This window comes from Parvimonas sp. D2 (genome assembly GCF_035282635.1).
Taxonomy (GTDB): Bacteria; Bacillota; Clostridia; order Tissierellales; family Peptoniphilaceae; genus Parvimonas.
On sequence record NZ_JAYKBO010000001.1, the window covers coordinates 98,231 to 111,312 of the forward strand.

The following is a 13,082-nucleotide window of genomic DNA, read 5'->3' on the forward strand; positions in this document are numbered from 1 at the left end:
ATTATGAAATTAAAAATATTAATGGCTTTACCTACGGATTCACAAATAAATGATTTAATGTATTCGATGACGGAAGATGAAAATTATGAAATAACTAATTCTAATAATATCGAAGATACTATTATTTTAGCTGATCAGAAAAATTTTGATATGATTATTATGGATATGAATTTTAAGGATGGTACAGGATTAGACCTTAAAAGAAAGTTAAATGAATTTTGTGATATTCCTACTATTGTCACTACTACTTTAAAGGATGATATGCAAAAAATTTTAATTTTTGAATATGGAGCTGATGATTATTTAATTTATCCATTTAATATTCTTGAATTAAAAGCAAGAATTAGAGCTATAATGAGAAGATTTGGTCAAAGAAGAACAGATATTGATAACTTAATATTTGCTGATGACTTAGAGTTTAATATAGTAGGAAGAACTGTTAAGCTTAAAGGTGAAGAGGTTGATTTAACTGGAAAAGAATTTGATATTTTATATATAATGGCTATTAATCCTGAAAAAATTTTTAGTAGAGAAGATATTGCTAGAACAGTTTGGAAAGAAGAACGTGTTAGTGATTACAGAAAAATAGATGTTCATATTAGAAGATTAAGAGAAAAAATAAATATGGGTGATGTTACCTATATTCAAACTAAATGGGGAGAAGGCTATTATTATAAAAAAATACAAGGTTAAATAGGAGATAAATATGAAAGATTTGATTAGTAATTTAAGAGAAAAAATTTTAAGTGAAATTAAAAATTCAGTGGATAAAAACACCTTAGAAGAACTTAGAATTAAATATTTAGGAAAAAAAGGTGAATTTACTAGTATTCTTAGAAATATGGCAAATGTTTCAAAAGAAGAAAGACCAAAAATAGGAGAACTTATAAATGTAACAAAACAGGAAATTGATAGTATAATAAATGAAAAAATTGAAAGTTTTAATAAAATAGAATTAGAAAAAAGAATTAAAAAAGAAACTATTGATGTTACAATAAATAAAAAACTTATTTACATAGGTCATAGACACCCTTTAAATAATACTATGGAAGAGTTAGAGAATTTTTTCATTTCAATGGGTTTTTCGGTAATTGATGGCCCTGAAATTGAAACTGTTGAAAATAATTTTAATAAACTAAATTCTCCAATGGATCATCCATCAAGAGAAATGTCAGATACATTCTACATTGATAAGGATTTGTTACTTAGAACTCATACATCTCCTGTTCAAATTAGAACTATGATGACAACAAAACCACCTATAAAAATGGTATCAGCTGGTAGAACATTTAGATTTGATGAAGTTGATGATACTCATTCACCAATGTTCCATCAAATTGAAGGACTAGTAGTAGATGAAAATATAAATATGAGTAACTTAATTGATACTCTTAATACTTTTATTAAAGAATTTTTTGGAGAAGATATGAAAACAAGATACAGACCACATTATTTTCCATTTACTGAACCTAGTGCTGAAGTAGATGTTTCTTGTTTTAATTGCAAGGGTAAGGGATGTCCAGTTTGTAATGGGACTGGATGGAGTATGGAATTACTAGGATGTGGAATGGTTCATCCTAATGTATTAGAAGCATGTGGTATTGATTCGAAAAAATATTCTGGGTTTGCCTTTGGAATGGGAATTGATAGAATTACAATGGTTAAGCATAAAATAAATAATATTAGATTATTATATGATAATGATAAGAGGTTTTTAGAACAATTTTAAGGGGGATTATATGTTATTACCAATTAAATGGGCAAAAGAATATGTTGATATAAATGATAATATAATGAATATATGTGATAAGGTAACACTTACAGGATCACATGTTGAATCTATTATAAAATTAGGCACTAAAATTGATAATATTGTAGTTGGTAAAATTATAGATATTTACAGACATGAAAATTCAAATAAATTATGGATTACTAAAGTTGATTTGGGAAATGAAATAGTTCAAATTGTTACTGCTGCACAAAATTTACAACAATTTGATCATGTACCAGTTGCTAAAGTTAACTCTACACTTGCTGATAATACACAAATCAAGGAAGCAAAACTTGCTGGAGAAATTTCTCAAGGTATGTTTTGTAGTTACAAAGAATTAGGATATCCTGATTCTGTTATTCCTAAAGAATATAAAGACGGTGTTCTTAAAATTTTTGATGAAAATATAGTTCTTGGAACTGATATTAGAGAAATTCTAGATTTAGATGATACTGTTGTAGAATTTGAAATAACTCCAAATAGACCTGACTGTTTATCAATTGTTGGTATGGCTCGTGAAATTGCAGCAAGCTTTAATGAAAAATTAAATCCAGTAAATCTTATGGATACTAAAGAAATAGAAAATAAAAGTTCATTAAATATTAATATTAATTCAGAAAATTGTAGAAGATATTCTGCTAGTATTGTAAAAAATGTAAAGATAGAGGAATCAGATAGAAAAATTCAAAATTATCTATTGAATTCTGGTATAAGACCTGTAAACAATATTGTAGATTTAACTAATTTTTTGATGCTAGAATTAGGTCAACCATTACATGCTTTTGATTTAGATAAATTAGAAGGTAATATTTCTATTAGAAACGCCTTTGAAGGAGAAAAAGTAGTAACTCTAGATGATGTTGAAAGAATTCTTTCAAGCGAAGATATGTTGATATGTGATGATGTAAAACCTATTGCTATTGCGGGTGTTATGGGTTTAAAAAATTCTGAAATTGATGAAAATACTAAAAATATTTTTATTGAATCTGCTTATTTTACAAAAAAAGCTATTAAATCTACATCAAAAAGATTAGGTTTAAAATCTGAAGCATCTATAAGATATGAAAAGGGATTAACTTCAGAACATACTATGAATGTTTTATCAAGGTTTTTATATTTACTAGAAAAAAACATTGAATGTAAAATTGACTCAGTATTTGATGTAAATAATGAAAAAACAGTTACAAAAATAATAGAATTTAATCCTAATTTAGTAAAAAAATTACTAGGTGTTGAGATTAGAAATTCTGAAATTATAAACTATTTAAATTTATTAGAAATTAATACAGAAATTGAAAATAATACTATAATTTGTACTATCCCTTATTTCAGAACAGATTTAGCTATTCAGGAAGATATTGTTGAAGAAATAGGTAGACTATATGGATTCTCAAATCTTAAGCCTACACCTATTTTAGCACCTAATACAATAGGTAGAAAAAGCAGAAAAAGAATACTTGAGGATAAGATAAAAAATATTTTATTAAATTTGGGATTATATGAAATTACAACTTATTCTTTTATTGGTGGTAATATTATTGGAAAAGCAAAAATGAGTACTCAAAATACAGTAAAGATTTTAAATCCATTAGGAGAAGAATTTAGTATTATGAGAAAATCTTTAATTCCAAATGTAATTGATGTTTTAGCTAAGAATTTGAATTATAAAAATGAAAATTTATTAGTCTACGAATTAGGTAATACATTTCACAATATTACCAATGACAAAGTGCCAGTAGAAAAGAAAAAATTGGTTATAGGTTGTTATGGAAAATATGATTTTTATTATATTAAAGATATTGTTGTAAATTTATTTAATATTTTGAACATTAAAGACTTAGAATTCAAAAAAAATAGTTCTATAGACTATTTTCATCCTGGTGTAAGTGCTGATATATTAGTAAATGAAGAAAAAATTGGAGAAATAGGACAAATATCTTATGATGTTTGTAAGAACTTTTCTATAAAGAAAAATATATTTGTCTGTGAAATTGATATTGAAAAAATAAGAGATAAAGTAAGTTTAATAAAAATATATGAGCCATTAATTAAATATCCTGATGTTAAAAGAGATTTAGCCATAATAGTTGATAAAGATGTAGATAGTGGCAGCATTGAAAAAATATTTAGAGATAATTCAAGTAATATTTTAAAAGATGTTGAACTATTTGATATTTACACTGGTAATCAAATTGAAAATAGTAAAAAATCAATGGCTTACAAACTAACCTTCCAATCACAAGACAAAACTTTAGTTGATGAAGATATAAATTGTGTAATTGATAGAATGTTATCTGATTTAAAAGAAAAATTAGGAGCTTATTTAAGATTTTAACTAGGAGATTAATATGGAAACTAATAAAATAAAAGTCAATATTGCGGGAACTACTTATACAATTATTGGAGAAAAAAGTAATAAAGAAGTAGAAGAAATAGCAAATTATGTTGATGAGGAAATAAAGAAAATTACATCGCAAAATTATTTATTAAACCCTACTATGGCTGCTACATTAGTCGCACTAAATATTTCAAGCGATTATTTTGACTTAAAAAAAGAAATTAACTTATTAACTGAAGATAGTGAATTTCCTGTAAAAAAGCAAGAAGAATTTATTAAAAATAGTCAAAAAATTGAAAAAGAAAAGGAAGAACTAAAAAAAATAGTAGAAGATCTAACAGATAAGAATAATGTTTTAACTCGTACAATAAATTCTCTTGAAAAAAGGTATGAAAATATTGAAAAAATTTCATATGATAATTTTTATGAATTAAAACAAAAAAATGAGAAAATAATAGAATTACAAAATGAAATTGTTAATATTAAAAATGAATATATTGAAAAAATTATAAAAATGGAGAAAAAATAATTATAATGAACTATAAAGTGTTAAAAACTTTAGAATTTTATAAAATTATAAATATGTTATTGAATCGTTCTCAAAGTATAATAGGAAAAAAAACTATTAAAAATTCAGAAATTTCATCAAATTTAATAGAAGTACAAAGACTATTAGATGAAACAGATGAAGCTTATAGATTTATAATAAAACATAGATTACCGGGAATTTCTAATATTGATGACTTGGAAGAAGATTTTAAGCTTTTAGAAATAGGACAATATTTTTCTCTTAGAAAACTTTTAGAAGTTTGGAAGCTTCTCAATACTTCAAGATTTTTAAAAAATATAATTTCTGAAGAAGAATCCTCTGAATTTAAAAATATTTTTGGACTTATAAATTTATTAAACATAGCTGCTCAATTAGAAAAAGATATAGAAATCTCTATAATATCTGAAGATGAAATTTCTGATGATGCAAGTCCTGATTTAAAAAGAATAAGAAAGATGATAAAATCAAAAAATGATTTGATTAGAGATAGACTAAATCAACTGATTTCAACATCTGATAAGTTGATGGATAATCTATATACTTTAAGAGATGGCAGATATGTAGTCCCTGTAAGAAGTGAATTTAAAAATTCTTTTAAAGGTATTGTCCACGATCAATCTGCATCAGGTCAAACAGTTTTTATAGAACCTATGTTTGTAGTTGATTTAAATAATGATTTAAAAAAGTTAGAAATTGATGAAGAAAAAGAAATTGAAAGAATTTTAATAGAATTTTCTAAACGAGTTTTAGAAATTTTACCTGAATTAATTTCAAACTTAAATGTAATTGCCAATATAGATTTTATATTTTCAAGAGGAAAATTGGCATACGATATGGAAGCTATTAAACCTATAATAAATAATAAAGGCATAATTTCATTAAAATCGGCTAGACACCCTCTAATTGATAAAGATAGAGTAGTTCCAATTGATATTTCTCTTGGAAATAGTTTTAATACTTTAGTAATTACAGGACCAAACACTGGTGGTAAGACTGTTACATTAAAAACTGTTGGTATTTTAACTTTGATGACTCAATACGGACTTATGTTACCTTGTGCTGATAATTCAGAAGTAGCTGTATTTGATGAATTATTTGCAGATATTGGTGATGAACAAAGTATAGAACAATCCTTAAGCACATTTTCATCTCATATGAAAAATATAATTGAAATAATAAACAGAGCAAAAGAAAATTCCTTGGTTTTATTTGATGAGCTAGGATCCGGGACAGATCCGGAAGAAGGTTCAGGTCTTTCAATTGCCATACTAAATTATTTTTTAGAAAAGAATATTAGAACTATTGCAACAACTCATTATAGTCAATTAAAGATGTATGCAATATCAACTGAAAATGTTCAAAATGCCGCAATGGAATTTGATGTTGAAAAGCTAGAACCCACTTACAAATTAATCATTGGCATTTCTGGAAAATCAAATGCGTTTGAGATTTCTAAAAAATTAGGACTTAACGAAAGCTTTATTGTTAATGCTAAAAAGTTTATATCCAATAATGAGTTATCTTTTGATAAGTTAGTTAGTAGTGTTGATAGTAGACGTAAAGAATATGAAGAGCTTATTATTGAGCAAAGAGAGTTATTAAATTTTAACAAGAAAATTAAAGAAGAATATGAAGAAAAGCTTGAGAAATTTAATAAACAAAAAGAAAAAAAGATAAAAAAATTAGAAGAATATATTGAAAATTCAATATATGAAACTGAAAAATTTTGCAAAGAAACAATTAATCATATAAACAAAGCAAGATCAAAAGAACAATCTGCTAAATTAAAAAAAATCTCTGAAGAAATATTAAAGAAAATGGATAAAATTAATCATTCTAAAATGATTAAAAAAGAAACTGAATCTAATATATTAAATGAACCTTTAATGTTAGGTGAAGAAGTTAAAGTTCTAAGTTTAAATGAAAACGGATATGTACAGACATTACCAGATAAAAATGGAAATTTACAAGTTAAAATAGGTATTTTAAAAGTAAATGCAAATATTAGTGATATTATTAGAATTGAAAAAGTTATTGATAATTCTAAAGAAAAAATATCTCATTCTAAAGCTACTTTTATTAAGAGTGATAAAATGTATAATAATAAGATAGATGTAAGAGGATATAATACAGAAGATGCAATTTATGAAATTGATAAATTTTTAGATGATTCTTTTATAGCTAATTTAAATGAAGTAACAATTGTTCATGGTAAGGGAACTGGAGTTTTAAGAAATAATATTTCAGATTTTTTGAGAAAACATAAATTGGTTAAGTCTTTTAGCTTTGCTAAATTTAATGAAGGTGGCGATGGAGCTACTATTGTAAAACTAAAATAGGAGAAAATTATGATAAACTTTAAGGATATAGTTATAGATACTATTTTTGATTTAGATATAAATTTAAATAAAGAAGAAATTAGAGAATTGATAGAAATTCCTCCTAATCCAGAAATGGGAGACTTCTCATTTCCATGTTTTAAATTATCTAAAACTTTAAGAAAAGCACCAAATATAATTTCTGAAGGATTGGTAAATAGAATTAATATAGATGATAGTATATTCTCAAATGTAAAAAATGTTGGACCTTATATTAATTTCTTTGTTAGAAACTCAGAATTTTCTAAAAATGTTATAAAAGAAATATTTGATAAAAAAGAAAAATATGGATCTTCACAAGATAATTTAGATAAAACTATTGTTATTGACTATTCTTCAACAAATATAGCTAAACCATTTCATATTGGACATATAAGAAGTACATTAATTGGAAATGTAATTAAAAACATATATAATTTTCTAGGATATAATACAGTTGGTGTAAATCATCTTGGAGATTATGGAACCCAGTTTGGAAAAATAATTGCTGCATATAAATTGTGGGGGAATGATGAAGAGATAAATGCTGACCCTATAAATCAATTATTAAAATTGTATGTCGATTTTAATAATCTATGCAAAACTGATGAAAAAATGTTAGAAACTGCTAGAAATTATTTTAATAAATTAGAAAATGGAGATGAAGAGTCCGTTAGACTTTGGAATTGGTTTAAAGACATTAGTTTAATGGAATTTCAAAAAGTTTACGATAAATTAAAAGTTAAATTCGACTCATACAGAGGTGAAGCTTATCATTCTCAGTTTATTGATGATGTTGTTAAAGAACTTGAAGACAAAAATTTATTAGTTGAAAGTGATGGATGTAAAATTGTTAATCTAGATAAATATGATTTACCACCTGCTTTGATTTTAAAAAGTAACTCTTCCAGTACTTATATAACAAGAGATATTGCAACTGCATTAACTAGAAAAAAAGATTATAATTTTTATAAAAATATTTATGTAGTTGCAACTCAGCAAAAATTACATTTTCAACAATTAAAAGCTGTTTTAGAAGAAATGGGATATGAATGGGCTAAAGATTGTATTCATGTTTCATTTGGTATGGTAAGTGTAAAAGATAATTTTTTAGGAACTTCTGCAAAACTAAGCACAAGAGAAGGAAATGTTATATTCTTAAATGATGTGCTTGAAAAAAGTGTAGAAAAAACTCTAGAAATTATAAATGAGAGAAACAGTTCTCTCGAAAACAAAGAAGAAATTGCTAAAGAAGTAGGAATTGGTGCTGTAATATTTCAAGAACTATTCAATACTAGAATTAAAGATTATTCTTTTGATTGGAATAATGTTCTTAATTTCGAAGGAGAAACAGGCCCGTATGTTCAATATTCCGCTGCAAGAGCTAATAGTATATTAGAAAAGAATGATTTTTATTTAAAATTAGATAATATTGATATTTCAAAAGTTTCAAATTACGAAATGAATATTGATGAATTATCTTTAATAAAATCAATTTATAAATTTGAAGATATTTTATTAGATTCAGCCAAGAAATATGAACCTTCAATACTTGCAAGATATATAACTGAAGTTGCAAAATTATTTAATAAATTTTATAATTCTTGTCATATAAGTAATCAAGAAGATAGTGTTAAAGAATTTAGGCTTATATTAACATATTGTACAAGATTACTTATTGAGATTGGATTAGGACTTTTAGGTATGGATACTCCTAAAAAAATGTAGGTGAATATGGATAATTTATATAATTATTTTAGAAAATTTTCTGATAAAGTATATTTTCTTACAGTGAAAAATATTGAAATTAATGAAAAAAATTATGAAAATATCGATTTTCCAATTAGTTCAAATGTTTTATTAGAAAATATTAAAAATAATAAATTTAATGAAAATATTAATTTATCATACTTTTTTGAAGGGATTTTATTGTTAAATGGAATAGATTCAAATTTTGAAAATATTGAATTTTTAAATGGTTTTATAAAATCAAAAAATATTAACTTATTAGATTTTGTTAAGTCTAAAATTGATTTTAATGATAATAATTATGATACAATAATTTATAATCTATTAATTATTAGAGGATTAATTAATTTAGAAATATCTGATGATTTTATTATAAAAATATATACTAAGTATCTTTTGATGATTTTAGATTATGATAATAGTTATTATAATATGTTAATTAATGAAATTAAAATTTTGTTGTCTGATTTAGAAAGTAAAAATGAAGATGATTATTTACTAAATATGCTTTATGGCGATTTATGTGTAAAAGAAAAATTTTATATTAAAGCTAATATATTTTATAAAAAAGCTATAACTAATTCAAATAAAATAATTGATAATATTATCAATAAAAAAATACAAGATATTACTGTAAAAGTTAAAATTGAAGAGCTACTACAACTGGTAGATAGATTTAAGTTTGAAGACTGTTATAAAATATTAAAAAATATTGATAATTTTAATCTAGATAAAGAAGATTCTTATTGGATTGGATATATATATAATAAATTAAACGAAAACGAAAAAGCTATAGAGTACTACGAAAAATCATTGGATTTAAACGCTGATTTTTTAAATATTTTTATAGAACTAGGGTTATTATATTACAAAATGCAAAAAATCGAAAAATCGCTTAAAATTTTCGAAAGAGGACTATCTCTATATATAGATGATGAAAAATTGTTATTTAATAAGATAATATTGGAATTAAAACTAAAAAGATTCAAAAAAGCTAAAGAAGATATCGAAAAATTATTATTATATGAAGATATAGATAATTCTATAATGAATGATATATTATATTTACAAGAATTATACAAAGAAAATTTAAAATAGTTTTTTTCTGTAGTATTGACTTTTTGGAAATAATATAATATAATTTATGCATAAATAGAGTAGGGATTTAATTAGAGTCTCTTCTTTATTTTAAATTTTTTATTTTTCGCAAAATAATAGTTTTGCGAAAAATAATTAAAATTTTAAGGAGATACTATAATGGAACATTTTAATGATTGTCCAACTATATTAGATGACTACTTGAATTATTTATTAACTATAAAAGGACGTTCTACCCTTACTGTTAAAGAATATTATTATGATTTAAAAAGATTTTTGAAGTTTATAGTTATGAGAAAAAAATTATTCGGTTATAATTTAGATTCTGATATAGATTCTGTTTGTATTTTATCAATTAACAAACGTGATATATTAGATATTGATATAACCGATTTACATGCATATATTTCTTTTTGCGATTCATACTTTAATGATTCTACTAAAACTAAAGCAAGAAAAATATCTGCTATAAAATCATGGTTTAAATACTTGCATAATACTGTTGAATTAATTGATAAAAACCCTTCAGAAAAATTAGAATTACCAAAGTTACAAAAAAGAAATCCTGTATATTTGACTTTATCTGAATCAGAAAAAGTTATTAATTCTATAAAAGGTGAAAATAATGAGTTTAACAGAGCAAGAGATTTATGTATAATATTAATTTTCTTAACATGTGGTCTAAGAATTTCTGAACTAACTGGTATAAATATAGAATCTATTAAAGATGATAAATTAACTGTTATTGGAAAAGGTGATAAGGAAAGAACTGTTTTTCTAAATGAAAATTGTATTTATGCAATAAAAAGTTACTTAAAACTTAGGCCTGTAACAAAAGATACAAATGCCCTATTCTTAAGTTCACATAAAAAAAGAATTTCAAATAGATCTATTCAATTAAGATTAAAAAAATATATTGAATTTGCTGGACTGAATCCCAAAATTTACACTCCTCATAAATTAAGGCATACAGCAGCAACACTTATGTATAAATATGGAGATGTAGATATTAGAACTATTCAGAGTATTTTAGGTCATACAAGTGTAGCTACAACACAGATATATACCCACTTGGATGATGACGATATAAAAAAAGGAATTTCAAAAAACCCTATTTCAAAGTTAAAAATATAATATTATTGAATCAAAAAAGACAAGTTCATTACTTGTCTTTTTTATTAAACTCTTGAAAGATATTCATTTGTTCTAGTATCAATTTTTATTTTATCACCATTATTTATAAATAAAGGTACTGTTATAACTGCTCCTGTTTCAACTTTGGCAGGTTTGTTTGCACCAGTTGCTGAATCACCCTTAACACCAGGTTCAGTTTCTACAACTTCAAGTTCTACAAAATTTGGTGCACTAACATTAAATGCTTTTCCATCATGAAATCTTATTGTAGCATTGTCATTTTCTCTTAAATATAGTAGAGCATCTTCTACAACATCAAAGTTCAATGGTAATTGTTCATAAGTTTCTGTATCCATAAAGTAATATAACTCACCGTCTGAATATAAATATTGCATCTCTTTAGTTTCAATTTTTGCAACTTCATATTTATCATTTGGGTTAAAAGTCATTTCTCTAGAACCACCATTTTTTACTGATTTTATCTTAGTTCTTACAAAAGCAGCACCTTTTCCAGGTTTTACATGTTGAAAATCTATAATTTGGTATACATCTCCATCCATTTCAAATGTAGTACCTTTTCTAAAATCTCCTGCTGAAATCATTATTATTCCTCCTATTTTAATAAATAATCCAAAAAGTATTATAACATATTGCATTAAAAATATCTATATTTTTGCTCATTATTAATCATTTTTTTCTTTTTCGATAGTTTCTTTTACTTCTTTTTTTGTTCCTACTTTAACAATTTGCTTTTTTGGTTTGTAATAATCACTATTTAATAATTCTGCTTTTTCATTTCCTTTTTGTTTATATGATGAGCCCCTATAACCTGGAAATCCCTTTTCAACTACAACTTTCTTTCCTTCTGGTAAACTTGGATCCGGAACTTCCTCTATAGGCATTGGAATTCGAGAAACATCAGTAGTAAATAGTTTAATATCATAATTTTTCTTATCTGTATCACCCAATATTCTAAAAGTTATTTCCCCATTTGAAACATAACTAGTTATAACTATAGGAAAATCAAATGTATTTTGAAATTTCAAATCACTAGAACCTTCATAGTACATTGCATCTAAACCAATAGTACAATAAGGTACCCTCATTGAATGTTGATTTCGTTCAACTATTTTTAAATCAGATTTAACTAACGCTTGATATAAGGTAGAACTAACTTGGCAAATTCCTCCTCCTATAGAATCTACTATCTTACTATTAATAAATGTTCCTGCAGGCTTATAACCTGTATTTTTAGATACTTCCCCTAACTCTTTTGAAAAAGAGAATGTTTCTCCTGGATTTACTACAAATTCATTAATTTTATTTGCTGCGATTTTTATATTATTATTTCTATTAGGCTGATTATCAAATTTAGTAGTTGCTTCTCCTATTACACCTTTGATTGATGATAACAATGTTTTATCAATCTTTTTATATTCTGTAACAATAGTTGGTATTTCTAAATCAAATTTCACAGGAACTGTATTAAAATTATCCAATATTTTTTCACTCTCAACTTTTAATCCAACTTTACCATCCACAACTGATATTTTTCCTTCAGAAAAAGAAAATTTTTCATCTATTGGTTCAGAATTTATTTTTTCAGAAACTTCGGTAATAATGCTATTTAATTTTGATAAATCAAAAGTAGACTTAACATCAAACTTTTTAGGATTTTTTATCAAATTTTTTAAAGTTTCAATCCTTTCATCATCGGATCCTGACCTACCTATATTAAAAGCTTCATTAACTAAATTTTCATAATTATATGAAAAGTCAATATCTTTAGGAAGAAACTTCTTTTCATAATTACCATGTTTTAAAGTGAACTCGCTACCCATTTCTAAACTTTGTTTTATTTTATTTAAAGCTTCTTCTTTAGTTAAATCTTTTAAATCAATATTATTAATATAAATTCCTTCATAGAATTTATCATATGTTAAAAGTTCTTCTTTCTTTAAATTTTTAGTATGTCCTGTAGCATTACTTAATGGATTTCTATTAAGCAAAAAATAACCCGATATTGTTACTATTAAAAATATTCCTAATACAGCAAATATTTTTATATATCTTTTCATATATCCT

Annotated in this window: 10 protein-coding genes; 8 read left to right on the forward strand and 2 right to left on the reverse strand. The window is 24.4% G+C overall.

Annotation, left to right across the window (positions count from 1 at the left end; translation table 11 throughout):
• The first annotated feature begins 3 nt into the window (after positions 1 to 3).
• The 8 genes from VJI77_RS00435 to VJI77_RS00470 all read left to right on the forward strand — a co-directional run bounded on the left by VJI77_RS00435 (position 4) and on the right by VJI77_RS00470 (position 10,997).
• Complete coding sequence (locus VJI77_RS00435) at positions 4 to 693, forward strand: response regulator transcription factor (protein WP_009372600.1); 690 nt, start codon at positions 4 to 6, stop codon at positions 691 to 693.
• Positions 694 to 706: 13 nt separating this feature from the next.
• Entirely contained in the window at positions 707 to 1,729 is a 1,023-nt protein-coding gene (gene pheS, locus VJI77_RS00440; RefSeq protein WP_313960768.1) for a phenylalanine--tRNA ligase subunit alpha, read from the forward strand.
• A gap of 10 nt (positions 1,730 to 1,739) precedes the next feature.
• Positions 1,740 to 4,106, forward strand: coding sequence for a phenylalanine--tRNA ligase subunit beta (pheT, locus tag VJI77_RS00445; RefSeq protein WP_323987867.1), 2,367 nt, complete (start codon positions 1,740 to 1,742; stop codon positions 4,104 to 4,106).
• Positions 4,107 to 4,119: 13 nt separating this feature from the next.
• The gene (locus VJI77_RS00450) at positions 4,120 to 4,638 is read left to right on the forward strand and encodes a cell division protein ZapA (protein WP_293439750.1); all 519 of its coding nucleotides are present in this window, start codon (positions 4,120 to 4,122) and stop codon (positions 4,636 to 4,638) included.
• Positions 4,639 to 4,643: 5 nt separating this feature from the next.
• Positions 4,644 to 6,998: an endonuclease MutS2 gene (locus VJI77_RS00455; protein ID WP_323987868.1), complete on the forward strand. Its 2,355-nt coding sequence runs from the start codon at positions 4,644 to 4,646 to the stop codon at positions 6,996 to 6,998.
• A gap of 9 nt (positions 6,999 to 7,007) precedes the next feature.
• A complete protein-coding gene (argS, locus tag VJI77_RS00460) occupies positions 7,008 to 8,744 on the forward strand; it encodes an arginine--tRNA ligase (RefSeq protein ID WP_323987869.1) in 1,737 nt (578 codons plus the stop codon).
• Between the two features lie 6 nt (positions 8,745 to 8,750).
• On the forward strand, positions 8,751 to 9,863 hold the full coding sequence (locus VJI77_RS00465) for a tetratricopeptide repeat protein (RefSeq protein WP_323987870.1): 1,113 nt from the start codon (positions 8,751 to 8,753) through the stop codon (positions 9,861 to 9,863).
• A gap of 159 nt (positions 9,864 to 10,022) precedes the next feature.
• The gene (locus VJI77_RS00470; RefSeq protein WP_323987871.1) at positions 10,023 to 10,997 is read left to right on the forward strand and encodes a tyrosine recombinase XerC; all 975 of its coding nucleotides are present in this window, start codon (positions 10,023 to 10,025) and stop codon (positions 10,995 to 10,997) included.
• 44 nt (positions 10,998 to 11,041) lie between these two features.
• Here VJI77_RS00470 and efp read toward each other — a convergent pair whose 3' ends face one another.
• Entirely contained in the window at positions 11,042 to 11,599 is a 558-nt protein-coding gene (efp, locus tag VJI77_RS00475; RefSeq protein ID WP_009372767.1) for an elongation factor P, read from the reverse strand.
• Positions 11,600 to 11,680: 81 nt separating this feature from the next.
• Complete coding sequence (locus VJI77_RS00480; protein WP_323987872.1) at positions 11,681 to 13,075, reverse strand: VanW family protein; 1,395 nt, start codon at positions 13,073 to 13,075, stop codon at positions 11,681 to 11,683.
• Between the last annotated feature and the right edge of the window lie 7 nt (positions 13,076 to 13,082).